Source organism: Deinococcus apachensis DSM 19763 (assembly GCF_000381345.1).
GTDB classification, from domain to species: domain Bacteria; phylum Deinococcota; class Deinococci; order Deinococcales; family Deinococcaceae; genus Deinococcus; species Deinococcus apachensis.
In genome coordinates this window covers 1-25,243 of sequence record NZ_KB906406.1, presented here as the reverse complement: position 1 = coordinate 25,243, position 25,243 = coordinate 1, and the positions used below count along the sequence as shown (strand labels likewise).

General features: G+C 69.2%; 22 protein-coding genes. 9 read left to right on the top strand and 13 right to left on the bottom strand.

All coding sequences use genetic code 11. From position 1 onward, the window contains the following. Nucleotides 1-62: 62 nt before the first annotated feature. Nucleotides 63-950: a metallophosphoesterase gene (locus F784_RS0113520; RefSeq protein WP_019587261.1), complete on the top strand. Its 888-nt coding sequence runs from the start codon at nt 63-65 to the stop codon at nt 948-950. 19 nt (nt 951-969) lie between these two features. Here the strand turns inward: F784_RS0113520 and F784_RS0113515 are convergent, their stop codons facing one another. From F784_RS0113515 to F784_RS0113495, 5 genes are all read right to left on the bottom strand, one after another. Beyond that, nucleotides 970-2,076: an HD-GYP domain-containing protein gene (locus tag F784_RS0113515; protein ID WP_019587260.1), complete on the bottom strand. Its 1,107-nt coding sequence runs from the start codon at nt 2,074-2,076 to the stop codon at nt 970-972. A gap of 87 nt (nt 2,077-2,163) precedes the next feature. After that, the gene (gene glyA / locus F784_RS0113510; RefSeq protein WP_019587259.1) at nt 2,164-3,405 is read right to left on the bottom strand and encodes a serine hydroxymethyltransferase; all 1,242 of its coding nucleotides are present in this window, start codon (nt 3,403-3,405) and stop codon (nt 2,164-2,166) included. Nucleotides 3,406-3,617: 212 nt separating this feature from the next. Then, nucleotides 3,618-5,504, bottom strand: a complete 1,887-nt coding sequence (locus F784_RS24645) for a hypothetical protein (protein WP_019587257.1) — start codon at nt 5,502-5,504, stop codon at nt 3,618-3,620. Nucleotides 5,505-5,589: 85 nt separating this feature from the next. Further along, on the bottom strand, nt 5,590-7,053 hold the full coding sequence (locus F784_RS0113500; RefSeq protein WP_019587256.1) for a potassium/proton antiporter: 1,464 nt from the start codon (nt 7,051-7,053) through the stop codon (nt 5,590-5,592). A gap of 130 nt (nt 7,054-7,183) precedes the next feature. After that, a complete protein-coding gene (locus F784_RS0113495; RefSeq protein WP_019587255.1) occupies nt 7,184-8,527 on the bottom strand; it encodes a lamin tail domain-containing protein in 1,344 nt (447 codons plus the stop codon). Between the two features lie 209 nt (nt 8,528-8,736). Between F784_RS0113495 and pheS the strand changes: the two genes are divergently transcribed. Further along, entirely contained in the window at nt 8,737-9,756 is a 1,020-nt protein-coding gene (gene pheS / locus F784_RS0113490; RefSeq protein ID WP_019587254.1) for a phenylalanine--tRNA ligase subunit alpha, read from the top strand. A gap of 102 nt (nt 9,757-9,858) precedes the next feature. After that, nucleotides 9,859-12,318 (top strand): phenylalanine--tRNA ligase subunit beta, encoded by a 2,460-nt coding sequence (locus tag F784_RS0113485; protein ID WP_019587253.1) that lies wholly within the window; start codon nt 9,859-9,861, stop codon nt 12,316-12,318. Between the two features lie 56 nt (nt 12,319-12,374). Here F784_RS0113485 and F784_RS0113480 read toward each other — a convergent pair whose 3' ends face one another. Continuing rightward, on the bottom strand, nt 12,375-13,583 hold the full coding sequence (locus tag F784_RS0113480; protein ID WP_157465255.1) for a hypothetical protein: 1,209 nt from the start codon (nt 13,581-13,583) through the stop codon (nt 12,375-12,377). 12 nt (nt 13,584-13,595) lie between these two features. Continuing rightward, on the bottom strand, nt 13,596-14,480 hold the full coding sequence (locus F784_RS23160; protein ID WP_019587251.1) for an NUDIX domain-containing protein: 885 nt from the start codon (nt 14,478-14,480) through the stop codon (nt 13,596-13,598). Nucleotides 14,481-14,645: 165 nt separating this feature from the next. Here F784_RS23160 and F784_RS0113470 point away from each other — a divergent pair, with 165 nt between their 5' ends. After that, nucleotides 14,646-15,920 (top strand): aminotransferase class I/II-fold pyridoxal phosphate-dependent enzyme, encoded by a 1,275-nt coding sequence (locus tag F784_RS0113470; RefSeq protein ID WP_019587250.1) that lies wholly within the window; start codon nt 14,646-14,648, stop codon nt 15,918-15,920. Between the two features lie 3 nt (nt 15,921-15,923). Here F784_RS0113470 and F784_RS0113465 read toward each other — a convergent pair whose 3' ends face one another. From F784_RS0113465 to F784_RS0113435, 6 genes are all read right to left on the bottom strand, one after another. Continuing rightward, nucleotides 15,924-17,075, bottom strand: a complete 1,152-nt coding sequence (locus F784_RS0113465; protein ID WP_157465254.1) for a permease prefix domain 1-containing protein — start codon at nt 17,073-17,075, stop codon at nt 15,924-15,926. Then, the gene (locus F784_RS0113460; RefSeq protein WP_019587248.1) at nt 17,059-17,397 is read right to left on the bottom strand and encodes a PadR family transcriptional regulator; all 339 of its coding nucleotides are present in this window, start codon (nt 17,395-17,397) and stop codon (nt 17,059-17,061) included. The genes F784_RS0113465 and F784_RS0113460 overlap by 17 nt, the downstream gene beginning before the upstream one ends. 210 nt (nt 17,398-17,607) lie before the next feature. Further along, on the bottom strand, nt 17,608-18,279 hold the full coding sequence (locus tag F784_RS0113455) for a TM2 domain-containing protein (RefSeq protein ID WP_019587247.1): 672 nt from the start codon (nt 18,277-18,279) through the stop codon (nt 17,608-17,610). 78 nt (nt 18,280-18,357) lie between these two features. Further along, entirely contained in the window at nt 18,358-19,014 is a 657-nt protein-coding gene (locus F784_RS0113450; protein ID WP_157465253.1) for a hypothetical protein, read from the bottom strand. 2 nt (nt 19,015-19,016) lie between these two features. Then, complete coding sequence (locus F784_RS0113440; protein WP_019587244.1) at nt 19,017-20,408, bottom strand: nicotinate phosphoribosyltransferase; 1,392 nt, start codon at nt 20,406-20,408, stop codon at nt 19,017-19,019. Between the two features lie 108 nt (nt 20,409-20,516). Next, nucleotides 20,517-21,584 (bottom strand): bifunctional nicotinamide-nucleotide adenylyltransferase/Nudix hydroxylase, encoded by a 1,068-nt coding sequence (locus F784_RS0113435; protein WP_019587243.1) that lies wholly within the window; start codon nt 21,582-21,584, stop codon nt 20,517-20,519. Between the two features lie 99 nt (nt 21,585-21,683). On the opposite strand from F784_RS0113435, the gene F784_RS0113430 reads away from it, so the two are divergent. The 5 genes from F784_RS0113430 to F784_RS25360 all read left to right on the top strand — a co-directional run. Then, nucleotides 21,684-22,178, top strand: coding sequence for a YbjN domain-containing protein (locus tag F784_RS0113430; protein ID WP_019587242.1), 495 nt, complete (start codon nt 21,684-21,686; stop codon nt 22,176-22,178). A 163-nt stretch (nt 22,179-22,341) separates the two neighbouring features. After that, nucleotides 22,342-23,397 (top strand): PP2C family protein-serine/threonine phosphatase, encoded by a 1,056-nt coding sequence (locus F784_RS0113425; protein ID WP_019587241.1) that lies wholly within the window; start codon nt 22,342-22,344, stop codon nt 23,395-23,397. Nucleotides 23,398-23,432: 35 nt separating this feature from the next. Further along, the gene (locus tag F784_RS0113420) at nt 23,433-23,810 is read left to right on the top strand and encodes a RidA family protein (protein ID WP_019587240.1); all 378 of its coding nucleotides are present in this window, start codon (nt 23,433-23,435) and stop codon (nt 23,808-23,810) included. A gap of 305 nt (nt 23,811-24,115) precedes the next feature. Next, a complete protein-coding gene (locus F784_RS0113415) occupies nt 24,116-24,898 on the top strand; it encodes a PSP1 domain-containing protein (RefSeq protein ID WP_019587239.1) in 783 nt (260 codons plus the stop codon). Nucleotides 24,899-25,000: 102 nt separating this feature from the next. Next, on the top strand, nt 25,001-25,243 hold a 243-nt coding region (locus tag F784_RS25360; RefSeq protein WP_211211902.1), incomplete at its 3' end, for a transposase.

Sequence of the window (25,243 nt, the reverse complement as noted above, 5' to 3'; positions counted from 1 at the left end):
TGGGAGGGGGCTGCACCTTTTGGGGGACGGCCCCTCTCACGTGCGGCGGGTACCGTGCGGACATGGACGCCTCGCCCCCCTCCCCCCCGAATCCCCTCCGTCGCCGGGTGCTGCGCGGCCTGCTGGGCGGCGGGCTGGCCGTGGGCGCGCTGGGCGGCGCGGGACTGGCGCAGGCCGCCCGCTTCGGCGTGGTGCGCGAGCGGCTGACGCTGCCGGGGCTGCGCGCCCCGCTGCGGGTCGCCTTCCTGACCGACCTGCACTACGGCCTGTACGTCTTCGCGCCCCAGGTGCGCGCCTGGGTGGACGCGGCCAACGCCGAGCGCCCCGACCTGATCCTGATAGGGGGCGATTTCCTCGACATCCGCTCGGACGCCGACCCCGCGCCGCTCCTCGCCGAACTCGCCCGGCTGCGCGCGCCGCTGGGCGTGTTCGGAGTGTGGGGCAACCACGACTACGACTCCTTCGGGCGGGGCGACACCCGCCGCGGCGGCCGCGCCCGCCCCGACTGGGCGCAGCGCCGCGCGGGCCTGACCGAAGCCTTCGAGCATGCGGGCGTGCCCATCCTGCTCAACGCCGGGCGGGCCGTCCGGGACGACCTATGGCTGGGCGGCGTGGATGACTTCTGGCAGGACGATACCGACCCCACGGCGGCCCTCGCCGGGGCGGGGGAGCGGGCCACCCTGCTCCTGAGCCACAACCCCGATCTCCTCCCCGACCTGCCCGGTCCGGTGGGCCTGGTCCTGTGCGGGCACACCCACGGCGGGCAGGTGCGCCTCCCCTTCGTCGGCGCCCCGGTCGTCCCCAGCCGTTACGGCCAGCGGTACGCGATGGGCTGGGTGCGCGGGGCCTACGGCACGCCCGCCTACGTCAGCCGCGGCCTGGGCACCAGCGGGATTCCCTTCCGCAACCTCTGCGAGCCGGAACTGACGCTGCTGACGCTGGAGGGGTAAGGGGCGGGTCACCTCCGGGTCAGTCGGTTCCGTCCTCCTCCAGCAGGCGCAGCAGGGCCGTCACCACCGCCGGGTCGAAGTGGGTGCCGCTGCTCCGCTGCAACTCGGCGGCGGCCTCCGCATGAGTCCAGGCGCGCTTGTAGGGCCGCACACTGGTCAGGGCGTCGTACACGTCGCAGGCGGCGAAGATGCGGGCGTGCAGGGGAATCGCCTCGCCCGCCAGGCCGTGCGGGTAGCCCCCGCCATTCCAGTGCTCGTGGTGCCCCATCACCACGTCCAGCGCGGCGCGCGGCAGGAAGGGGAGCTGCCCCGCCAGCCGCCCGCCCTCGGCGACGTGTTCCTGCATCCGGGCCCGCGCGGCGGCGTCCAGGGCGCCGGGGTGGTGCAGGATCGCGTCGGGAACGCCGACCTTGCCGATGTCGTGCAGATACGCGCCCCAGCGCAGATCGCGCAGCTCGACCTCGTTCAGGCCCAGGGCGCGGCCCAGCCGCAGCGCGAGCGCCGTGACCCGGTCAGTGTGACCCTGCGTCTCGGCGTCCCGGGCCTCCAGCATCAGGCCCAGGGCACGCAGAGCGCTCTCGTGCGCGGCCCGCTCGCGCTCCTCGGCGTCCAGGCGGGCGGCGAGCAGCGTCAGCAGGCCGGTGACCGTGCCCACCAGCCCCCGTTCCTCCGGCGACCACTCGTGCGGCGTGAACACGTGCGAGAGCAGCGCCCCCACCAGCCGCCCGCCCTGGTCCCGGACCGGCGCGGCGGTCAGCGCCATCACGCCCAGGTCAGGAAAGCCCGCGGCGTCGGGCGCGGTGCGGGTGTCCTCGAAATACAGCACGTGGTCGGCCGACCGCAGCGCGCCCATCAGCGGCAACTCGGGGGGCAGGCCGTGCGCCAGCAGCGCCTCCATCAGCGGCCCCTGCGGCATGTCCCCGCTCGCCGCCCGCGCGTGGTAGGTCAGGGTGGTGTCCCGGAGCTGGAAGTACCCCGCCCCCACCGCCGCCGTCCGGCTCACCAGCGCGTCGAGCACCGGCTGCATGGCGACGCCCAGATCGCTCGCCGTCAGGCCCAGGCGGGTGAGGTGCAGGGACAGGTCATGAGGAGTGGCAGGCTCCTCACGGGCGGGGAGGGCAGACATGGGTGTAGTTTAAAAGGAAGGCCTCACAAAAACATGCCGTGACAAGAGCCCTCCAGGGGGAGTGGAGGGCCTGGGCGCGGGTTACGCTCAGGGCAGCGGGAAGCCGCCCGCAAAGGCGTGGACCTCCACCTTCACGTCCTCGCCCTTCAGCGCGCGGTCGATCAGGGCCGCGATGGTGGGCATGTCCTCTTCGGTCATGCCGCGCGTGGTCACCGCCGGGGTGCCGATGCGGATGCCGCCGCCGTGCAGAATCTTTTCCGTGTCGTAGGGCAGGGTGGACTTGGAGATGGTGATGTCGTTGGCGTCGAGCCGCCTCGTCGCCTTGGTGCCGTTCAGGCCCTGCGGGCGCAGGTCGAGCACGAAGAGGTGGTTGTCGGTGCCGCCCGACACGACCCGGTAGCCCCGCTCCTGGAACGCTTTTGCCAGCGCCTGCGCGTTTTTGATGATCTGCGCGGCGTAGTTCTTGAACTCGGGCCGCAACGCCTCGCCGAAGGCCACCGCCTTGGCGGCGATCACATGTTCCAGCGGCCCGCCCTGGTAGCCGGGGAAGACGGCCCGGTCGATCTTGGCGCCGAGTTCGGGGTCGTTGCTCAGGATGATGCCCCCGCGCGGCCCCCGCAGCGTCTTGTGCGTCGTCGAGGCGACCACGTGCGCGTGCGGCAACGCGTTGGGGTGCAGCCCCGCCGCGATCAGTCCCGCGATGTGCGCGATGTCGGCAAACAGGATCGCGCCCACCTCGTCCGCCACCTCGCGGAACGCCGCGAAGTCGATGATGCGGCTGTACGCGCTCGCCCCGGCGATGATCATCTTCGGCTTGTGCTCGTGGGCGAGGCGGCGCACCTCCTCCATGTCGATGAGCTCCGTCTCCGGGTTCACCTTGTAGCCCACGATCTTGTAGCGCAGGCCGGAGAAGTTCACCGGGTTGCCGTGGGTCAGGTGTCCCCCGTGCGAGAGGTCCATGCCGAGCACCGTGTCGCCCGGCTCAATCAGCGCGTTGTACACGGCGAGGTTGGCGCTGCTTCCCGAGTGCGGCTGCACGTTCGCCCACTCGGCGCCGAAGAGCTGCTTGACCCGCTCGATGGCGAGGCGCTCGACCTCGTCCACGACCTCGCAGCCGCCGTACCAGCGTTTGCCGGGGTAGCCCTCCGCGTACTTGTTCGTCAGGACGCTGCCCTGCGCGGCCCGCACAGCGGCCGAGGTGAAATTCTCGGAGGCGATGAGTTCCAGGCCAGTGCGCTGACGTTCGGCCTCACGGGCGATCAAATCGAAGACTTCGGGGTCCTGCGCCGCCGGGTCGCGGACGGCGGGTTTGTCGGCGGTGCTCGTCATGCCCCCACGGTAACACCCCCACCCGGCGGGCAACAGGGCCGCCGTCCGCGAATCCGGACGGGCGGCCCGGTGTCGACTGGGCTGTCTGCGGGGCTACTTCTCCTGCACCGTGTACGACCGGCCGCCGATGCGGACGATCCCGGTGCTCGGCTTGCCGCCCTCGGAGTCGGGCAGGAAGGCGAAGGAGCGCACCACGTGGCCGCCAGCGTACTTCAGCTCCAGCGTGTTGCCCACGAAGCGGTACGTGCCGCTGCTGCTGCGGCTGCTCGTCCGGTCACGCCGCCCGTCGTCGTGCCGGACGACGTGCCCGTGTCCGTGAAGGTGGAGCTGGCGCCCCCCGAGGATTCCCGCGAGAAGCGGCCGTCTGGGGTGAAGCGCAAGAAGGCCTCCGAGTAGCTGCTCGTCAGGCCACCGAGGCTGGAACTGGCCGAGAAGCTGCGGTACGTCCCGTTCAGCTTCAGCCCCGAGACGGGCCGGACGACGAGCAGGGTGGTGCCGTCCAGGTCGTAGCCGCCGCCGGGCTTTTTCCTCAGCGGCTCGGGCTTGCCCTCCCCGATCCTCAGCTGTCCGTTTCGGAAGGAGTACACCTCGCAGATTGGCAGGCCGTTGGGCCATGTGCGCGAGCAGTCGGCGTCCTCCAGCCCCGTGTCCGGCTCGTCGGTGTAGACGTAGCCGTTCTTGTCGAAGACGTAGAAGTTCCAGCACAGCCCGCCGCAGTAGCCCCCCACGTCCGCCTGCCAGCTCGCGTAGGCGCCCGAGAGTACGCCGGAACCCCTGGGTGGGGCCGGGGCCTTTGTCTTCCCGTAGCGGGGAATCGGCGTGGGTTTCACGGTCACGCTGCACTCGGCGGTGCGGGATACGTACAGGGTGCGCTGGCCGTTCTCCTCCCGGTAGAAGCCGGACCTCTCCGCCCAGGGGCCGCTCAGAAAGTCCACGTCACCGTTGTCGTCGTCCTGGTCGCTCAGGAGGTCCAGGCGGTACTGCCCCTCCGCGCCGTTCACGCGGTAGCGGTTGCCGGGCAGGAGTTCCAGCGGCGGCGCGGCCTTCCCGTTCGCGTTCACCGCCGTGCAGGCGTAGCGGCCGGGCTTGGGCGTCCGCAGGCCGAAGGTCAGCCGGGCCTGGTCCTCGCGCGGGCCACGCTGGTAGCACTCGAGGTCGATCTGCTTGTCCTCCGGGCCGATGTTCTGGAGGCTGATGGTCTGGCCGTAGTCGTTGAAGTTCAGGTAGGCGTCGTCGGTTCCGGCGAGCGGCCCGGAGGTCCAGCGCACCTTGTTCAACGTCCCCTTCACCGTCGTGAAGGCCCCCGAGCCCAGCACCTTCGTGCCGTCGCCGATGCGGTACTGCCGCCCCTCCAGGATTTGCAGGCGCAGCGGGGCCTTGCTGTAGTCACTGCCCCGCAACTCGGCATAGCAGCGGAACTCGTCAGGAATGGGTTCCGCCTCCGGGTCCCGGCCCGAGGCGACGAACTTGGGGGTGCTGACGGCGGTCACGCTGGGCCAGGCGCCACCAGTGGATGTGGTGGGGGTCGTGGGCCGGGTCGTTCCCTGCGCCGGGGTGGTCGGCGCCTTCGCCTGGGGCCCGGAAGAAGGCCCCGCTGGGTCCACCGATTTCAGGAACGCCTCCAGGCCCGGCTGGTACTTCTCCAGCAGCGCCAGGCTGGAAGTCGTGTAGTGCGCCGCGAACACCTGATTCCCGTGCAGCACGGCCAGGAAGTACCGGAAGCGGGGCTGCCCATTCACGGTCCCGATGACGACCTGCGTGAGCGCCCGGTCGCCCTCGTCCGTCTTCTCCGGCTGCACGGGGCTGGCGCGCTGTCCCGCGAGGTCGCGCGCATTGGCCGCGACGTGCGTGGCGAACCAGGCGGCGAAGTCGGTGGGGGCCTTCGCGGGCGGCAGGAAACGCACCGTGACCACCTCGCCCGATGCCAGTCCCGAGGGGCTGAGGACAAGCGCGCCCACCTCGCTGCGGGAGGTCCACCCGGCGGGAACCTGATACTTCAGCCCGCCGAACTGGCCAGAGCCCTGGGCCACGGCGGCCGTCAGCGGGAGGGCGAGCAGGGCGGCGACAAGAACCTTCAAGGGGGCGCGGACATGAACCACAGGGAACCTCCGGGGGACATTCGTTCGGATCGGGGAAAACCGCTGCCCAGCCTACCGAACCCGGCGCCCGCCTCCCACCCTCGGTTCAGCCCGCCGTGCCCAGGCGGCGGCGCACCTCGGTCAGTTCCTCGCCACCTGCGAGCACGAGCACGCTGTCCCCCGCCGCGAGTTCGGTGGCCCCCTTGGGGATCAGGAACTCCCCCGCGCGGTGAATCAGGATCACCAGCGCCTCGGGCGGCAGGTGCAGGTCCACGATGCGGGCGCCGTCCGCGTCGCTGCCGGGGCGCACCTCGACCTCCACCATCTCGTTCTTGTTGTGGCCGGTCGGCGTGTAGGTGATCGGGTAGGCGGCCCGCGGCGGCAACGTCTCGCGCACCCCCAGCCAGCGGGCGACGAGGGTGAGGGTGGTGCCCTGGAGCAGCACGCTCGTCAGCACGATGAAGAAGACGACGTTGAAGAGCGTCTGCGCCTGCGGCACCCCGGCGAGCAGCGGGAAAGTGGCGAGCACGATAGGCACGGCGCCCCGCAGGCCCACCCACGCGACCATCGTCTTCTCGTTCAGCGGCATCCGTGCCCGCGCCAGGCTGAGATACACGCTGACGGGCCGCGCCACGAAGACGAGCACCAGGGCGCACGCCAGCGCCAGCCCGGCGGTCGGCAGCAGCTCGCGCGGGTTGACGAGCAGCCCCAGCGTGAGGAACATTCCCACCTGCATCAGCCACGCCAGCCCGTCGTGGAAGGAGATCAGGCTGCGCTTGTGGATAAAGTCGGCGTTGCCCAGGATCACGCCCGCGATGTAGACCGCGAGAAAGCCGCTCCCGCCGACAACCGCCGTCCCGCTGAAGATCGTCAGCGCCAGCGCGAGGGTGAGGACCGAGTACAGCCCCTCGAACTGGAGCTGTACTCGGTTGAGTATCCATAAGGCGGCCCGTCCCAGCACGGCCCCCAGCAGCGCGCCGAGCACCATCTGCCGCAGGAAGAGGGGCACGATCTCCAGGACGCCTGCCCCGGGGTGCGAGATCAGCTCGATCAGGCCGACCGTGAGAAAGACCGCCATCGGGTCGTTCACGCCCGACTCGAACTCCAGCAGCGGGTCGATGTCGCCCTTCAGGCCCAGATTGCGTTCCTTCAGCACCGAAAAGACCGCCGAAGCGTCCGTGCTGCTCACGATGGCCCCCAGGAGCCACGCCGCCAGCCACGGAAACCCGAAGGCGAAGTGGGCGAAGGCGGCCATCACCCCCGCCGTGAGGAGCACGCCCAGGGTCGCCAGACTCAGGCCGCGCCTCACCACCGGCTGCACCAGCCGCCAGTTGGTGTCCAGCCCACCCTGAAAGAGGATGAAGCACAGCGCCAGCGTGCCCAGCGCCTGCGCCAGCCGGTAGTCGGAGAACTGGATGCCCAACCCGTCCGACCCGGCGAACATCCCCACGCCCAGGAACAGCAGCAGCCCCGGAATGCCCAGCCGCCCGCCCAACCGGCTTACGACCAAGCTGGCGAGGAGCAATACACCCGCCGCGAGCAGAAGGACCTCCGCGTGAACCTCACCCACCGCGCGACTCCGCGCTCCGCCACACGATCTCGCTCATAGGGGGCATGGTCGCACAGGTCGCCACGGGTCCCAAGGCCAAAAATAAGGACGCGGGGAGCTGCATTAGCCCGCCCGCGCCCTGGGTGTCGGTTTACAGGTCGCCCGCGAGCCAGCGCACCACATTCTTGCCGAGGTTCGCGTTGCCCAGGTTCCCCCAGTTCGCGTACTGGCTGGTCGTGCCGTCGCTGAAGGTCCCGTCACTGAAGGTGCTGGTGTCCCCCCAGGCGGCCACACGGCCCGCCCCCACGGTGTTCACGCCCAGGTACGTCTTCCCGTTCGCGCCCAGCACGCCCGTGCCCGCCAGCACGTCAATGCTGGTGCCCACGTACACCCCCGCGCTCACCACGTCGTCCCCGCTGCCCGCCCCGCCCACCACGATGGGATGGGTGCCCGCCGTCGGGGTGGCCGTGTACACCGGGTCGCTGAAGCTGGAGTTGAAGGAGTGGCGCAGGCCAAAGAGCGTGTCGCTGTCCAGGCTGCGCTGCAGCGAGGTCGTGACACTCGCGGGCGTGCTGCCGTCCCAGCCGCCGAACACTTCCGGGCTGTCCCACCCGTCGTTGTCGCGGTCGGAATCCCGGTGGTCGCTGACCATGAAGAGCCCCCCGCCGTTCTGCACGAAGGTCTGAATGGCCGAGCGTTCGCTGTCCGAGAGGGGATTCTGCGGCTCGGCAATCACGAGGACCTGGGCGCCACTCAGCGCGGTGGAGGTGATCGCCGTCCCCGTCAGCGCCCTCACCGTGTACCCCAGGCCGCGCAACGCCGCCGCGTAGTCGCTGTAGGCCCCGTCGATGCGCCAGTCGGCGTTTCCGGCGTCCTCGTGCTTGGTGAGGTCGAACAGCACGGTTTTCCCGCTGGGGGTGGAGGTGCCGCCAGTCGCCGCGCCCGGTGTGGCCGCCTGCACCCGGAAGTCCGCGCTGTTCGCATCCGTGTCCTGCCCGTCAGGAACGCGGGCGAGGGCGGACCCGGCGCCCGTGGTGGGGGCGGACGAGCCCTCGCCGCGCCCGGTTGTCGGCGTGCCGTAAGCGACCGCGTCGATGACCGTGCCGGACCTCAGCAGGCGCAGACTGGCGCTGCCGTTGTTCAGGTCGGTGCCCGAGTTCACCAGGGTGCGGCCCGGCACGGTCGTGTCCTGCGCGACCACGTAGTACCCGCTTGCGGGGATCGTGCCCGAGAGGGTGAGTGTCCGGTACGCCGTGCCCGCCGTGTCGTAGGCGGTCAGCGTGTATCCGCTCAGGCTCTTGCCTGCCGGACCGCGCAGCTCGATAAAGGTTCCGGTGTCCGTGCCCGCCGAGTCGTAGTACAGCTCGTTGATGATGGGTTCCCCGGCAGCGGCCAGCGCACCGAGGGCCGGGGGCTCGGCACCGGAACGGGCGCCGCAGGCCGCGAGCGTGAGCGAGAGGGCGAGCAGGGTGGGCAGGGTCGGGTGGGGTCTCACACGCCCCACTCTGCCGGGCCAAGTGTGATCGCGCGGTCAGGCCCACCTTGACCCTCTCTCCCATGCCCGCTACCCTGAAGCCATGACGCCCCGCCCCGGTGCACGTTCGCCCTTTACGGGCCGCGGGGCCGCGCTGACCTGAGAACGGGTCGAGCGTCCGTCCCCGCCACTTTTGCGTGGCGGGGTTTTCTTTTGCCGGAGGAGTCCCCATGAGAGAAGAAGCCCTGCAAGCCATCCAGCGAGCCCCCGACCTTGACACCCTCCAGACCGTTAAGACCCGGTATGTGGGCAAGAGCGGCCTGGTCACCAAGGAACTTGGGAGCCTGGGCAAGCTCCCCCCCGAGGAGCGCAAGACGCGCGGCGCCGAGATCAACGCTGTCCGTCAGGCGATCGACGCGGCCCTCACCGAGCGCGAGGCGGTCCTCAAACGTGCCGCCCTCGACGCCAAGCTCGCCTCGGAGGCCCTCGACGTGACCCTGCCCGGGTTAAGTCTCCCGGCGGGTGGCCTGCACCCCATCAGCCGCGTGTATGACGACCTGATCCGCATCTACGAACGAATGGGCTACGCGGTGATCGAGGGGCCGGAGGTCGAGGACGAGCACCACAACTTCGAGGCGCTGAACGTGCCGTGGTATCACCCTGCCCGCGACCTCCAGGACACCTTCTGGCTGGAGGACGGTCGCCTCCTGCGCACGCACACCAGCCCGATGCAGGTGCGCTACATGGTGGACCACGAGCCGCCCCTCAAGGTCGTGGTGCGCGGCAAGGTTTACCGCTACGAGGCCACCGACGCGACGCACGAGGCGATGTTCCACCAACTTGAGGGCCTGGTCGTCGGCGACGGCATCAGCATGGCGGATCTTAAGGGCACGATTGCTGAGATGGCGAGGGGCCTGTACGGCCCCACGGCGAAGGTGCGTTTCCAGCCCAGCTATTACCCCTTCGTCGAGCCGGGCGCCGATTTCGCGGTGTGGTGGGAGAATCCGCGCGGCGAGAGCAAGTGGCTGGAACTGGGCGGCTGCGGGATGATTCACCCCAACGTCTTCAGGGCGGTGGACGACCTGAGGGAAGCTCAAGGCAAGCCGCGCGTGTACGAGGGCAAGACCGGCTTCGCCTTCGGGCTGGGGCCGGAGCGAATTGCGATGCTGAAGTATGGAATCCCTGACATCCGGTACTTCTACGCGAACGACCCGCGGGTGCTGGGGCAGTTCCGGGGGGCGTTGGGGTAGGTCTTTCTTCGTCCCCCACTCCCCCTACGAGTGGGGAGAGTAGGGGACGCAAGCGACCGCCAGCGCGATTTGTAGGCCACTCCCACCCCTTCCGAGGTTCCCATGAAACTCCCCCACTCCTGGCTCCAAGAACTGATTCCCCAACTCCCCCCCGCCCCCGAACTCGAACCCATCCTCGCCAGCATGGGCCTGCCATTGGAGGGTATTGAGGAAGTGCCTGCTCCTCCCGAGGGCGTCATCCTCGCCGCCGTGACTTCCGCCGAGCCCATCGAGGGGACGCAGCTCACCAAGCTCTCGCTCGACGTGGGGCCGCACGGCCCTCGCACGATTGCCTCCGGGGCGCCCAACGCCGCCCAGCTCCCCGCCGGAACGATGGTCGCCCTCGTCACGCCCGGCACGACGCTGGGCGAGGTGGAATACGGCGTCCGCCAGATGCAGGGCGTCGAGTCCTGGGGCATGGCGGCGAGCGCGAAGGAACTCGGCATCGGCGAGACCAGCGCGGGGCTGATGCTGTTCCCGGCGGGCACGGCGGCACCTGGCACCCCCATGTCTGAGCTGTGGCAGGCGGACTCCGTCCTCGACGTGGAGGTTACCCCCAACCGCGCCGACGTGCTGAGCGCCCTGGGTCTGGCCCGCGACCTCGCGGCCTTTCTGAAGCTCGACCTGGTGGAGCCGGAAGTGGGGCTCCCGTCCGGCGGTCAGGGTGAGATTCGCGTGACCCTGCCCCCGCGCGGCATTACCCTCGAACGTGATCCCTCGCGCAAGATTCGCTTCGGCTGCGACCACTTCGCCGCCCGCACGGTGAATGGCGTGAAGAACGGCCCCGCGCCCCTGTGGATGCAGCGTCGCCTCACCCTCGCCGGGATGCGCCCCATCGACCTGATCGTGGACACGAGCAACTATGTAATGCTGGAACTCGGTCAGCCCACCGCGCTGTACGACCGCCGCGAGGTGACGGATGATCAGATCATCGTGTCCTTCGGCCTGCGTCAGAGCGAGGTCGTGCGCGACCTGCTGGGCAATGAGCACACGGTCGGCCCCGAGGACCTCCTGATCCGCGACGGGCGCGAGGTGAGCATTCCCAGCGTGGCGGAGGCCTTCGCCACGGCGAAGGAGCCGAAGCAGGGCCAGGGCGTCCTCGGCATCGCGGGGATCGTGGGGGGCGACCACGGCCACGTGCGGGCCGACACCTCGGACGTGGTGATCGAGTCGGCGCACTTCGACCCGGTGCTGCTGCGCCGCACGAGTACGCGACTCGGCCTGAAGACCGACGCCGTGTACCGCTACGAGCGCGGGGTGGACCCCCTCCTCGCCCCGCGTGGCGCGAACCGGGTGGCGGGTCTGCTGGCGCAATTCGGTGGCGGGCAGGCCCACCCCGGCGCGACCCTGGTGGGTCAACCGGAGGTGCCCGGCCCCATCGAGGTGATGGGCGAGCAGATTCGCACGCTGCTGGGCATGGGGGTGGGCACAGACGAGATGGCGGACATCCTCACCCGCCTGGGGTGCCGGGTCGAGTGGGAGGGCGACCGCCTGACTGTCACGCCGCCCTCCTGGCGCGTGGACATGACTATCTGGCAGGACCTGGCCGAGGAGGTCGCCCGGCTGCACGGTTACGCCCACCTCCCCGAGACGCTGCCCACCCTGCGCGTTCACGAGAGCAACCTGGGGGCCGAGCAAGCGAGCCGGGAACGTGACACCCTGCGCCGCACCCTCAGCGGCCTGGGCTTTCAGGAGGTCGTGACCTACACCTTCACCAGCGACGAGGAGGCGGGGAAGGCTCGCAGCGAGCACCCGGGCGTGCGCCTGCGGAACCCACTGACCGCCGACCGGACGGGGATGAGGACGGCCCTCTACCCCAGCCTGCTCAGGGCGGCGCAGGTCCACCCCAAGGGCGAGCGCGTCCTGCTGTTCGAGATTGGGCGGATTTTCCCCGCCGAGGGGGAGCAGGAGCGCCTCGGCCTGCTGATGCGTGGGCCGCTGGCGCCGCAGACGTACGCCGCGGGGGTTGCCGGGTCCTTCGGCGCCTTCAAGGGTCTGGTGGAATCCTTCGCCGCCAGCCTGGGTGCGGAACTGGAACTGCGGCAACTGCGCGGGGAGGCCGTTCCCCCCGCCCTTCATCCCGGCATCGCGGGCGAGGTGGTGTGGAACGGGCAGCCCGTGGGCTGGCTCGGCGCCCTCCACCCCGAGATCGCGGGGGAGTTCGGTCTGAAGGGCGATACCTTCCTGCTGGAGGCCGCGCTGCCCCTGCCCGGCCGGGCCTGGACCTTCCGCGACCCCAGTCGCGCTCCCGCTGCCTGGCGCGACCTCGCCGTGATCGCCCCGCAGGAGGTCAGCTACGGGGACATCGCTGGCCTGCTGCGGCGTGAGGCGGGTGAACTGCTCGAGAGCGTCGAGCCCTTCGACGTGTATGTGGGCGCCCCCATCCCCGAGGGGCAGCGCAGCGTGGCCGTGCGCCTGGTCTTCCGGGGCCAGCGGACGCTGACGGACGCCGAGGTGGACCCCATCATGGAGCGTTTGATGGGAGCGGTGCGGTCCCAGGGCTGGAGCATCCGGGAGAAATAGCGGGCAGCAGGAGGGGGAGGCCCGGTGGTGCGACCTCCCCCTCCTGCATACCTGCCTTAACGGAAGAACTTCTTCGGCGTGTCGGCGAGGTTCGTCTCGACCAGTTTGCCGTTCTGCACGTAGCGCACCGTCACCGCGTCGCCGGGAAGCAGGTCCATGTCGGTGCCGTCCGCCAGCGGGCCGAAGACGGTCAGCATGGGCTGGCCGTTGTGTGTCACGCTGGCGCTCACGTCACCTGTGATCCGCGCGAAGGGGGAGGGGGTCTTCACCTCGGCCCCGCTGATGACCAGATTGTTCAGCTTCCGCAGGCCCAGGGTGGCCTCCACCGCGTCGTCCGGCACGCTGGCGCTCGCCTTGAAGTCGGCACGGGTGGGCGTGAAACTCAGGCTGGCCGGGGTGCAGCGGTTGGCCGTCGTGCCGCGCACATCCAGGTCGACCGCCGCCCCGGCGCTGTAGGTGCGCGTGTGGTAGCTGGCCTGCGCCTTGAGGGTGATGCCGGTGTCCGTCCAGCCGTACTGGAGGTCAAGCGCCACGGGGGCGTTCTGCTCGCGACCCGCCCAGGCGCCCAGGCTGAGGGCGCTAGGTCCGGCGGTTCCCAGGCACTCGCCCGGCGTCAGCCTAAGTTCAGCGGCGGCAAGCGTGGTGTTGCCCTTGCTGAAGGTCGCGCTCGCGTGGGTGGGGAGTTCCTGCCGGATGCGGACCAGGTACGGGCCAGCCTGGGTGTACTCCACCCACACGGTCGCCGCACCGCCCTCCCGCCAGTTCACCACGAAGGTCGTGCCCTTGGCCAGATTCTTCATCACGTACCCGGTGGTGGGCTCCGGGCTGGAGGTGACGTTCCCCGCCGCGTCGAGCGTATAGGTCCCGGTGGGCAGGGAGTTTTGCTGGGTCACGGGAGTCGCGGAGGTGTCCAGGGGCCGAATGGTGCCCTGCCCGGTCAGCATCCGCGTCAGGTCGTGCCCCAGGCCGAGCGGGTTGGCGGAGGCGTTCGGGACGGCGCTGGCCCCCAGCAACTGGAAGAGGACTTTCAGGTCCGGGTCGAAGTCCGGGCTGCCCGGATTGAGCATGCTCACCATTGTCCTGGAAGCGCGGTCGAGGACGGCGGGTACGCTCTGAACTTCAGTTGCCTTGCCCACCGTGAGCGCGGGCGGCTCCGTCAGCACATCGGGGTCGGGGGTGACGATTCCAGTCTTGGGACCGCAAGCCGCGAGCAGCAGAGCAGACAGGCTCAGAAGCGCGCCGGTTCTAACAATCTTTAGGTTCACCTCAGCAGTACATCATTTTGCTCGGGAATTGTCGCGCGAAGTTGAGGAAGGGAGGGAAGAGGCAGAGGTCAGCATCGCCCGGACGAGTGGACCACTCAATTCTGTTGTGCCGGGAAGGTCTGCCGGAACGAACCAGGCCGCCCCTGAAATTTCCTCCGCCTGAAGGTGGAGGTCGCCGCCGACTTCCTGCGCCCGGTACAGCACACTCACGTTGTCGGTCACGTCACCGTGGGGGAAGGTGAAGCGGTACTCGGCCCCGGCGTACAGGTGCAGTGGCTCAAGCTGTTCGACCCTCAGCCCCGTCTCCTCGAAGAGTTCCCGCCGGGCGCACGCCTCGAAGCTCTCGCCGGGTTCCAGGATGCCGCCCGGCAGGGTCCAGAGGCCGGTATCATCGCGCCGGAGCAGAAGTATTCGTCCCACCTTGTCCGTCACCAGGATGGTCGAGCCGGGTGCGAAGAGGGGGCGTGGGCCGACCACTGAGCGGAGCTGGGCCATGTGATTCCCGATAGGTGGCGGCTCCGGGAAGGGGAGAAGGGGAAGGGGTGGCAGGCCCGCGCGGGCACACAGGACGTTCATCTGCGCGCGGTTGATGTTGCCGCTGATGGGCGGTAATTGGCCCAGCGCGAACCACGCCAGGGCGAGGATTTCCCCGCGGTCGTCCGGCGTCGCGTGCTCCAGGGCGGAAGAGGGCAGCGTCCCGTGGGCGCGCATCCCGACCAGATAAATTTCGTCGCCGTTCGGGTAGCGGTGGTAGAACTGCGGGCCGCTCACCAACCCTTCTTCGAGTGGGAGGAGGGCGAGATCCGGGCAGGTCAGCCCCGTCTCTTCCAGCAACTCCTGCCGGGCAGCCTCCAGGAAAGTCTCGCCGGGTTCCAGGCTGCCCCCCGGCGTCCCCACGACCCGTCGTCCCCCCGCTTCTGAAGGAGGACCCGCCCCCGTTCGTCCTGAATGAGCAGCCCCACCCCCACCGCGATGAGGGGCGCTGACCCCCACACCACGCGCAGTTCAGACAGGTAGGACATGCCCCGCACCCTATCCCCTCCCGGCGCGTAGCGTGGGCGCATGACCGACACCCGCCCTCCGCTCGACGAGACCCAACCGACCGACACCGAATGGAGTTACGAGACCGCTGCTGTCCAGACCGGCATTCCCCGTGGCCTGGGCCAGACGGTGGGCATCCCCATCCACCAGGCCGCCGCCTTCCAGTTCACCACGTTGGAGGAGGCGCAGAGCGAGTTTCAGCTCAACCAGGGCCTGAGCTACGCCCGGTTGCAAAACCCCACCGTCCGCGCCCTGGAGGAACGGATCACGGCGCTGGAGGGTGGGGCGACGACGGTCGCCCTCTCCAGCGGACAGGCCGCAACCCTCACCGCGATCCTCAGCGTGTGTAGAGCGGGAGATCATGTGGTCTCCACCGCCAGCCTCTTCGGCGGCAGTGCGGGCCTGCTGAACAACATCCTGCCCCTGATGGGCATCTCGGCCACCCTGACAGAGAACACGCCGGAGGCTATCAGGGCAGCGATGGGGCCGAACACCCGCCTCGTCTGGGCCGAGACCATCGGCAACCCGGCAGGGGACGTGCCGGACCTCGAAGCGTTCGCGGCCATAGCGCACGAACGGGGTGCCCTCCTCGGAATCGACAACACCTGGGGTGGCGTCGGCTACCTCTGCCGCCCACTGGAGTTCAGCGCGGACATCGTGACCCACTCGCTCACCAAATGGGCGGGCGGGCACGGCAGCGTGATGGGCGGGAGCGTGACCGTCGGCACCCGGCACGATCTGACGCGCAACCCGATCTACACCGAGGGTGGCGAGAACAGCATCCTGAATGTAAGGGGGGACGCGGCCCTGGCCTGGCGGCAACGGTGGTTCGGCGCCCATCAACTCGGCATGACGCTCGCCCCGCACAACGCCTTCCTGATCGCCCAGGGTCTGGAAACTCTCGCCCTGCGTCTGGGCCGTGAGAGTGAGACGGCCCTCGCGCTCGCCGCCTGGCTGGGGGAACAGCCGCAGGTGGGGCGCGTCTCCTATCCCGGTCTGCCCGGCAGCGCCCACCATGACCTGGCCCGGAAATACCTGCGCGGAGGCTTTGGGGCGGTCCTCACCTTCGAGGTGCCCGACCCCGCCGCGTTCCTGGCACGCCTGCGGGTCATCCGCATCGCGCCCAACTTGGGCGACACCCGCACGCTGGTCGTTCACCCCTGGACCACCACGCACGGCCGCCTGCCCGAAGCCGCCCGCCGCGCCGCCGGGGTCACGGACCGGACCATCCGCATGAGCGTGGGATTGGAGAGCCCGCAGGACTTGCAGGCCGATCTGGCGGCGGCGCTGGGGTGAGGGTCAGTCCGTTCCCACGCTGGATTCGCTTCTGGGAATCAGCGTGTAGGGGGTGGCCCGGGAGGACAGCTCACCGCTGAGCCGCAGCAGCAGGGCGTGGGCGGGCGACTCGGCACTCGCGTAGCGTAGCCGCTGCGCCGGGTCCGCGAGTCGTCGGGCGTCCTGCCTCAGGTCCTCCACCTTTCCCGTCAGCCGCAGGTGGAACATGTCGTACGGGAGGGCGAAGGCCAGCCGCCCGCTCGCGTCGGGCCGGGCGAGGTCGAAGGCCAAGACGAGCGGATTGACCCGCGGGTCCAGGTCGGGGGGGGGCACCCGCTGCACACTGACGAGGGCGTATACGTCCTCCGCCCCTCCCTGCACCCGCAGCATGTGGCGGCTCGCCAGGTCCACGCCGCTCCAGCGCGCACTGTACGGGGCCCGCAAGCCCAGTTCCCGCGCCAGCCCCGTCAGCGCCAGGCTGTAGAGGCTGTAGGCCTCGACCGGCTGCGCGGGTGTCCCCAGCCGGAGGGTCACGTTCCCCACCTGGAGCCGGGGATTGACCCAGCCCCGCACCCGCACGTCCAGCCCGGCGCTCAGCAGCGACTGTGCCAGCGTGTTCGCGTCGAGGTACACCTGACCCGTGCCGTAATCGCGCACCAGCGAGCGGCTCAGGTACGGTCCCAGGTCCTCCCCGCCCGTCTTCACCACGACCGGGCCGGGCGTATTGGGGAAGGTCAGGACGGGCCGGGTGGGCGTGCCCGACACCCCCACGCCCACCCCCCGCAACTCGGCCTGGAGGCTCCCGATGTCCAGGTACGTGTAGGGTCCGGCGGGCAGGGCGTACTTCGGCTGGTAGCCCCGCACCTGCGCCAGCCCGTGCGACAGGTCGATCGCGGCGAGAAAAGCTCCGCAGCCCAGCAGGGCGCTCAGCATCGTCGTCCGCGCCACGGTTGGCAGGAGGTAGACGCGGGCCAGGCCCACGCTCACCCGCTCCGGCTCGCCGAGTTCACGCAGGGCCTGGCGGGTGGCGGCCTCCGGGCTCAGGCCGATCAGGGCCAGTTCCCGGCGGCGGGCGTCCAGATGGCCGCGCAGCTCGGCCTCGATCTCGCGCCGTTTGCGGCCCCACAACCCATGAGTCGCGCGCCTCAGATACCGCCGTTCATCCTCGTCCCTCATAACGCCTCCCCAGAGCCTGAAGATGGGTGCTGAACGTTCGGAAGTCCTCGCGTTTGCGGGCGAGGAGGCGTTGGCCGTCCTCGGTCAGCCAGTAGTACTTGACCGGCGCACCTCCCCGGGGCGCAGGCCGGAACTCGCCCTCCACCGCGCCCGACTGCTCCAGCCGGTGCAGCGCCGGGTACAGGCTCCCCACCCGCAGGTCGAAATAGCCGTCCGTCTCCACCTGGGCCTGTTTGCTGATCTCAAGGCCGTACATCGGGCCGCCTGCCAGGATGGAGAGCAGAATCAGGTCGAGGTGCCCCTTGAGCAGGTTTGGTTCCATACCCACGTCCTTTAGAGATATCTTGTTTGACGATATCGTTATCCTATAAATAAGGATGGTGTGTGATCTGGCCCGCAAAGTTTCGAGGGAGTGAAGCTGCCTTCCTGGAAGCGGAGAGTCAAGAACGCCTCCCCCTTCAACTTACAGAGGGGGGAGGCCGGGTGGGGACCGGAGGTCAGTGGGAGGCCAAGGCCGGTGCCGTTCTTCCTGTCAGAGCCAGGGCTTCTTGCCCAGCACGTACTGGGTGTAGAAGTCCCCGTCCGATTTGGTGAGGTAGAGGATGCCCTCGATCAGCCCCAGAAGGCCGATGGCGCTGCTGACCAGGATCGCCAGCGGCACGGTGATGATCAGGCCGAAGCCCAGCGTGATCAGCCCCAGCAGCAGCGCCAGAATCCACACGCCGACGTTCGCCCCGAGCATGATCACGCCCGGCGTGTTCATCCCCAGGTAGAACTTGTGGACGCCCAGGCTGCCCAGCACAATCGCCAGCAGCCCGGCGATCAGCTTCTTCTGGGGAATGTCGGCGGGCACATTTCCGGAGGACAGGCTGCGCGGCGGCTCGGGCCAGGCGGACGGGCGGCTGGGCAGGGGCGGCGCGACCTGGGGCTCCCCGACCGGCATGGACGGGCTTCTCGCCGTGCCGCCAGTTGCCCGGGCGACCCAGTCGGCCTCGTCCGTGTGGGAACGGGTGGTGGCCGTCACGACCGTGGGGGCGGGCTGGGGACGGGGCTCCTCGGGAATGCGGAGGTCGCCCGCTTCCTCGGTGGCCGGACGGGTGGGCGCGGGCGACGGCTCGGCGCGCAGCACCTCGTCCACCCAGGACGGCACGCTAGGCTTGGGGTCGGGTTCGTGACCGGGGGTCGGGTCTTCGGGCTTCGTCATGCCTTGCGCCTCCTGCCGCCCATTACGCGGTAGGGGGTGAAGGGGTTGCGTCCGCCGGAAGGGGGAGGGGGAGGTGGCTCAGGGCTCTTCTCCTCGCAGTCGGCTTAGGGTGGCAATCTGCCGAGCCAGGGCCGTGAGCTTCCAGGCAAAGCCCTGCCCGGAATGCGAAGGAGTGGCCGTCCATTCCCCATCCCGATCAGAGATGTTTTCCTTGGTGAGGAGGCCAAGTTGTTCCAGTCCCAAGAGGGCAGCGATAAATTCCTGCTTTGACAGACCTGGGATGGATACCTGGCTGTCAGCGGGGATGAAGTCCTGATAGGGGTCAATCGGATCGAGCAGTTGGAAATACTCGGCGAACACCCGAAGTTCCCGGTCGGAGAGGGATTCGATGATCCGCATCGTTTGGAACTTGTCGAGTTGAGGTGGGGGAAAACTCAGGATGCACCCGGCGAGAGAGCGGGCGATGAAGCGGAGCTTATCTTCCGATTCGGCCATTTCGGCGGCACGGACAGCCTGAACGACGTTCGCCTGAAAGGCGTCGGAACGCAGGTAGGCGTGATTCACACGGGTAGAGAGTTCTTGGTGAACAAGTTTCAGCTCGTGATCAAGATGCCTGGCGAGCCGCGCTGCCTGCTTCTGATTAGCGTAGGCATACCAACCTTGCAGCGCGGCGGCCGGAAGTCCGAGCGGTTCCAGTGTTTGCAGGATAGGCAGTAGAGGCTCCAGCGCGTTCATCCCTACGCCCGCCCCCGCACCACATCCAACGTGTCCCGCACCAGCACTTCCCCGTCGCGGTAAACCGTTCGCATCAGGCTCCCTGGAAAATCCGTGTCGAAGGTCCGGTACTGGCGCGTCACCATGCGGCCATTCTCCAACACCAGGTCGAGCACACCGTCTTTGCTGCGCTTGCCGGGGTCGGTCACGGGGTCCTTGTAGATGCCCCGGTACTCGCCGTCGATCACGCCCGCGCTGGCCTTGTAGGCGAACTTCTGCGTGTCGCGGTCCACCTTTTGCAGCAGCGCGCCGCCCATGCCGAAGGCGACGTTCTCGGCGGAAAAACCGTCCACGCTCAGGTTCTGGAGAATCTGGCGGATGGTCGTCTCGTCGATGCCGTCGCCCTGAACCACGCGGACGTGGTTGAGGACCCGGAAGCCCTTACTGTTCGTGGTCGTGCCGAACTTGGCGGCCAGCGCGTTCACGGCGAGGCGCACCATCGCGGGGGGATCGCCCGAGTCAGGCCGGACGACGAGGGTGGCGCCGCTCTCCTCGACCTCCCGCCGCAGCGTCTCGCCCCAATGGACGTTGATCGCGTGCTTGAGGTCGTAGCTGTCGCTGACGACGGCGAAGATTCCCCCCGGCTTGCCGAACTGCCGGACCATGTTGCGGTACGCCTCGGCCTCGCACTCCTGGCCCCAGCTCGTGATCGTGCTGTGTTCGGCGGCGGGGATGGAGAATCCCACAATGTCGGCGCCGTAGTGGTTGCGGCCCACCCGCAGGGCCTCCAGCGTGTCCGAGCCCAGGAAGTTGACGAGGTGCGCCAGCCCGCCGATCCCCGCGCTCTCGCGGCTGCTCACCCCGCGCGAGCCGAAGTCGTGCAGCTTGAAGGGCAATTCCTCGGCGGCCCGGTCGCTCGTCCGCTCCAGCTCGGCACGGATGATCTCGCGCAAGTGGTAGCTCTGGGTGCAGACGGTCGTGGGATACCAGACCCGCATCAGCATCGTCTCGAACCACCCGACCAGCCAGGGCAGTTCGGGGTCGGTGTTCGTCACGCTCATCAGGATGTTGTGGATGGGCACCACGGTTCCCTCGGGCACGGCCCGAATCTCCAGCGGAATCCGGCCCTCGTGATGATCCACCACCCGCAGCCACCCCTCATAGGGGAAGGGCTCGCCGTGCGCCTCGATCAACTCGCGGGCTTCCTCCACGTTCTCCCGCGTCACCCGGCGCGTCAGGTAGCGGTCCAGCAGGTACTGGAGCCCGAAAAAGCGCGTGGCCGGGTAGCGCCCGCCGCGCGACTCCAGGTAGGAGAACAGCCGCGTGGTCCCCCCCGGGTACTGGAGGAAGTGGCTGCTCTTGTAGCTGTCCGTGTCGAGGATGAGGTTTTGGTCGTCGAGGTGCGGCAGAGTCATGGCAAGCCTCCTGCGGGCGGGGAAGACCGTTCTTCTGCTCTCACTATTGCTACAACACTTTATTAGAACGGTGAGCCGAGCGACGGCCTGATGGGGGTGTCCCTGTCGTCACCCCCTCATCAGGAAGTGCTCGATGATTGCGTGGTGGTCTTCGAAGAAAAGTTCGGGCTGGCTTAGGGCTTGCGAGAGGGGCATCCACATGGCGTCGGCAGCCCCGGCGGCGGCTTTCAGGACGGGAAGCTGTCCAATGCCCAGGTCGAAGTGGAAGGCGTGCGTCACGGTGCGTCCCCGCTGGCTGCGGTCGGGATAGTCGAAGACGGCCTGGGCGCGCAGGGGGGCGGGGAGGTTGACGGCCTCGCTCAGCCCGGCCTCCTGGTACGCGCGGCGGGCGGCGCAGCCCAGCAGCGTCTCGTCCGGGGCAAGGAAGCCGCCCGGCATGGCGAGCCGTCCGCGGCCCGGCAACCCCGCCCGCCGCACCACGAGGACATGTCCGCTGCGCGTGATCATCGCGTCCGCCGTGACGAACACGGGGGGAAAGGGAGCGGCGGCCCACGCCGCGCGGTACTCGCGCAGGTAGTCGTACTCGGCGCGCAGCTCGGCGTACTCGGGTGTTTCGCTGAAGCGGGTGAGAAAGGTATGGACGGCGGGCGGCACCATGCCCCGCACGTCCTCCAGCCGGTCCTCGAAGTAGGCCCTTCGCACATCAGTCGCGCTGAGGGGGCTGACCACGTGGGTGGGGATGAACTCCCAGGCGGGGAAGGAGCGCAGGTAGTAGCTGCTCTCGTCCTTGATGTGCCCGATCAGCGCCACGTCGCTGCTGCCGCGCGTATGCTCCGCCACGCCGCCCTGCACCTCGGAGAGCCACAGCCCCTCGTTGTAGAAGTAGTCGCGCACGTGGACGAACAGCAGGCGGCTGCGCGCCACGCCCGCCTCGCGCAGCATCGCCGTGATGACTTCCTGGCGCTCCTCGGCCGTGAAGGGGTTTTTCGTGTTGCGGGCCGCCCGCGCGCTGCCGATCACCACGATCAGCTTCTGCACGCTTTGCAGCGCCTCCAGCATCACAAGGAGATGTGCGGCGTGCGGCGGCTCGAAGCGCCCGATATATACGCCGAAGGTGCGCTTGCGGGCGCGGGTGGGTGGGGGGGAGGTCAGGGCCGGGTCGCGCGGTGCCGTCATGCTTCACGTTGAGCGCCGGAGAAGATGTGAAGGATGAGTCAAGGGGGAGCTGCCGTCCCCTTTGAGCTGGGCTTCCGGGAAAAGGCGTAAGGTGAGATCATGAACAAAGCCTTTGCGTCCGCCGCGGCCCTCCTCCTGTCTGCCAGCCTGGGCGGCGCGCTTGCGGGAGGCGCGGGCGCCCCGGTGGTCGGAGGTGGACAGGTGCAAGCGGCCACTCCCGAGGCGGTCACGGCGGCGCTGCGGGCGGCGGGCTACACCGTGACCCCCAACCCCACCCGGGCAGACGAGGACCCCAGCGTGACCGTAAGGGCAGGCGGGCGCGAGCTCGACGTGTGGTTCAGTGGCTGCCGTGAAGGAAGTTGCGCCCGGGTGACGGCAAGTCACGGCTGGGACCCGGCGGACGAGGCCGACCTGAACCTCGACCTGGTGAACGAGTGGAACGGCAACTACTACACCCAGGCCTACGTGTACGAGGGCCGTTATTACCTCGACAGCACCATGCCCCTGCGGGGCGGCTACACCCGCGCGGCCCTGAGTGCCTGGATGACCGACTACCTCAGCGACCTGGAGGACTTCGAGGGCGAGCTGTCGTAAGCGGAACCGCCCGGGAACGCCGGGCTTCCGGGGCGACGCGCTGACCAGCGCTCAGTTCTCCCCAACTCGCCTCTCACAGAAGGTGGGAGGGGCCGCACACCATCAACTCCAGATGTGCTTTTGGCGACACGGCGGGGCCGGGGACTTCCCTTATATTGTTCACATGCGCGCCGCCGCGACGCCTCCCCTGTCTTCCGGGATTCTGACGGATGTGGGGCGGCAGCGTCGTGGCCGGGCGAACGAGGACGCCGCCCTGGCCCTCGACCTGCCGCGGGGGGGACTGTATGCCGTCGCCGACGGCATGGGAGGGCACGCGGCGGGGGAACTCGCGGCGAACTTGGCGCTCGACACCCTCAGCCAGCATTACCTGAGGGGACGCGGCGCCCCCCCGGTGCGGCTGGCCGAGGCGGTGCAGGCCGCCAACCTCGCCGTGCTGCGGCACGCGGTGGGCGAGTACGCGGGGATGGGCACGACGCTACTCGCCCTGCTGGTGGACCGGGGGGCCGCGATCATCGCGCACGTGGGCGACTCGCGCGCCTACCTGCTGCGGGAGGGCGAGCTGCACCGCCTCACCGACGACCACTCCTGGGTGGCCGAGCAGGTGCGGCTGGGCAACCTGAGCGAGGAGGAAGCCCGGCACCACCAGTGGCGCAGCGTGGTGAGCAACGCGCTGGGCGGCGAGGAGCGGGTGCGGCTGGAACTGTTCGGCCTGCCGCTGCGGGCCGGGGACCGCCTGCTGCTGTGCAGCGACGGCCTGAGCGGGGCGGTCACCGACGCGGCGCTGCTGGAGTTGTTGCTGCGCCCCCAGCCGCCCGAGGTGCTGGTCCGCAGCCTGGTGAACGCGGCGAACGATGCCGGTGGGGCCGACAACATCACCGTCATCGTGGTGGACGTCCCCCGGGATCAGCGCCTCCCGCACTACACGCTGCCGCCGCGCCAGGTCGACGGCCCGCTGTACGTGGACATGCTCCTCAGCGCCCAGCGGGGCAGCAGCCCGCTCACCTACGTCCTGCTGATCCTGGCCTACTTCACCCTGTTGGGCATGATCCTGGTCCCCGAGCAGCGCACCGCCATTGGGCTGCTCGGCGTGGTGCTGCTGGGCGGGGTCCTGGTGGCCCAGCGGGTGACGCGTGCCCGGCTGGGCCGTCCCCCTCCCCGCCCGGCCCCCCTGCGCGCCGCCGCTCCCCCCGAGCGCGCGGCACGCAAGTCCTCGGGCTGAGCTGCCCCCCGCGCCCACCCGGGTACAGTGGGGGTATGAAAGACATCGTGGAGACCCCGGACGCACCCGCCGCCATCGGTCCCTACAGCCAGGCGGTCACCTTCGGCAACCTGGTCATCACCAGCGGCCAGATTCCCCTGCGGCCCGACGGCACCCTCGTCGAGGAGGGCATCGAGGCCCAGACGCGCCAGGTCCTCGACAACCTGGTCGCGGTCCTGACCGCTGCCGGAACCGACCTGGGCCGGGTCGTCAAGACCACGGTGTTCCTGGCCGACATGAACGAGTTCTCGGTGATGAACGCCGTGTACGCCGAGTATTTCCAGGCGCCCTACCCCGCCCGCAGCACCGTGCAGGTCGCCCGCCTGCCGAGGGACGTGCGCGTCGAGATCGAGGTCATCGCCGAGCGGCACTGAGGACCGTTGATCCTCAAAGCACGTCCCCCTTGAGGGGGAAGGGGTGAGCGGGCAGAGCGTCCTAAGGTCAGCCAGAATTCCCGGGCCTCTCTTGCCGAGTGCCGACGGAAGAGCAGCCGCGCTCACCAGCCTTCCTCTGTGACGAATGCCGGGGGGCTGCCCTCGCCCGCCCATCACGGGGCGTGTTCCCCTTGCCTCTCATCCGTTCGTAACCCGGCTCTCGACGCCCTCACATCCGGCGTGACATCCTGCTCCTCGTGGTTGTCCTGCCTGTAAGGTTCGAACGCAGTCCCCGTCTGCACGCGATGCTCAGCCCCGAGCCGCACGCGGTGGGCACCCGCGTCGTCGTGCAGGGCAAGCGCGGGCCGGAGGTCGCCACCGTGCGCGGCGAGGGGACGGCCCCTGACCCGCAGGGCCGCTACGGGGCCGTGCTGCGGGCCGCGGGACCCGAGGACCTGGAACGCTGGGAGGAACTGTACCGGCAGGGCGAGGACCTGAAGTGGCTGCTGCGCGCCCGGGCCCGCGAGCGTGGTTTGCCCGTCAAGATCGTGGCGGTCGAGTTCACGCTCGACGAGAGCCTGGTGACGGTGAGTTACAGTGCCGAGGACCGCATCGAGCTGAACGGCCTGATCGGCGAGCTGCGCGCCCACACCCGCGCCCGGGTGAACTTCGCGGCGGTCGGCCCGCGTGAGCAGGCGCAGATGATCGGCACCCTGGGCGCCTGCGGGCGCGAGAACTGCTCCAGCACCCACCTCCAGGAGTTCGCGCCTGTCAGCATCCGCATGGCGCGCGACCAGCAGCTCCCCCTGAACCCGGAGAAGTTGAGTGGTCCCTGTGGCCGCCTGCTGTGCTGCCTCCAGTTCGAGCACACTCAGTATCTCGACCTCCTCAAGGACCTCCCGCGCAAGAACGCCCGCGTCTGCCACGAGGGGAGCGGGGCGTGCGGCAAGGTCGTGAAGCTGCACCCGCTATCAGGGACCGTGGACGTTCACACCGAGCAGGGGATGCTGGTGGGGGTGCCTGCCGCCGAGCTAACCCGCGCCCCGGAGGCGGGCGGGAAGGGCAAGCGCCCCGAGGCGGAGGCGTAGAGCCTTTAAAAGACCCCTCACCCCACCCTCTCCCCTCGGAGAGGGCTTTTTTGACCCCTCTATTAGTACTACAGCCGCAGTTAAGGCGCAGTAGCCTGGGGAATGACGCGTTCCGGCGCAGCCTCACTTCCTCGGCGATGGTTGACGGAGCTGGGTACGCTCCACCAGCGGATTGCTCCTCGTTTTGCCCGCAGTGAACAGCGTCAACGCGCCCTGGCCTACTTACAGGCCCTCTTGAGCCCAATCGAACGTAAAAACGGCTGGCAGGTGGCTGAGCGAATTGGGGAACACACCCCAGATGGAGTGCAACGTTTGCTCTCTACCGCTCAGTGGGATGCGCAGGTC

Bases quoted from the DNA above. Each gene is read 5' to 3' on its own strand.
- F784_RS0113415 (WP_019587239.1), top strand. From the start codon at position 24,116: ATGCTCAGCCCCGAGCCGCACGCGGTGGGCACCCGCGTCGTCGTGCAG.
- F784_RS0113455 (WP_019587247.1), bottom strand. From the start codon at position 18,279: ATGACGAAGCCCGAAGACCCGACCCCCGGTCACGAACCCGACCCCAAG.
- F784_RS0113420 (WP_019587240.1), top strand. From the start codon at position 23,433: ATGAAAGACATCGTGGAGACCCCGGACGCACCCGCCGCCATCGGTCCC.
- F784_RS0113440 (WP_019587244.1), bottom strand. From the start codon at position 20,408: ATGACTCTGCCGCACCTCGACGACCAAAACCTCATCCTCGACACGGAC.
- F784_RS0113520 (WP_019587261.1), top strand. From the start codon at position 63: ATGGACGCCTCGCCCCCCTCCCCCCCGAATCCCCTCCGTCGCCGGGTG.
- F784_RS0113515 (WP_019587260.1), bottom strand. From the start codon at position 2,076: ATGTCTGCCCTCCCCGCCCGTGAGGAGCCTGCCACTCCTCATGACCTG.
- glyA (WP_019587259.1), bottom strand. From the start codon at position 3,405: ATGACGAGCACCGCCGACAAACCCGCCGTCCGCGACCCGGCGGCGCAG.
- F784_RS0113465 (WP_157465254.1), bottom strand. From the start codon at position 17,075: ATGAGGGACGAGGATGAACGGCGGTATCTGAGGCGCGCGACTCATGGG.
- pheS (WP_019587254.1), top strand. From the start codon at position 8,737: ATGAGAGAAGAAGCCCTGCAAGCCATCCAGCGAGCCCCCGACCTTGAC.
- F784_RS0113450 (WP_157465253.1), bottom strand. From the start codon at position 19,014: ATGAACGCGCTGGAGCCTCTACTGCCTATCCTGCAAACACTGGAACCG.
- F784_RS0113460 (WP_019587248.1), bottom strand. From the start codon at position 17,397: ATGGAACCAAACCTGCTCAAGGGGCACCTCGACCTGATTCTGCTCTCC.
- F784_RS0113470 (WP_019587250.1), top strand. From the start codon at position 14,646: ATGACCGACACCCGCCCTCCGCTCGACGAGACCCAACCGACCGACACC.
- F784_RS0113485 (WP_019587253.1), top strand. From the start codon at position 9,859: ATGAAACTCCCCCACTCCTGGCTCCAAGAACTGATTCCCCAACTCCCC.
- F784_RS0113435 (WP_019587243.1), bottom strand. From the start codon at position 21,584: ATGACGGCACCGCGCGACCCGGCCCTGACCTCCCCCCCACCCACCCGC.
- F784_RS0113430 (WP_019587242.1), top strand. From the start codon at position 21,684: ATGAACAAAGCCTTTGCGTCCGCCGCGGCCCTCCTCCTGTCTGCCAGC.
- F784_RS0113425 (WP_019587241.1), top strand. From the start codon at position 22,342: ATGCGCGCCGCCGCGACGCCTCCCCTGTCTTCCGGGATTCTGACGGAT.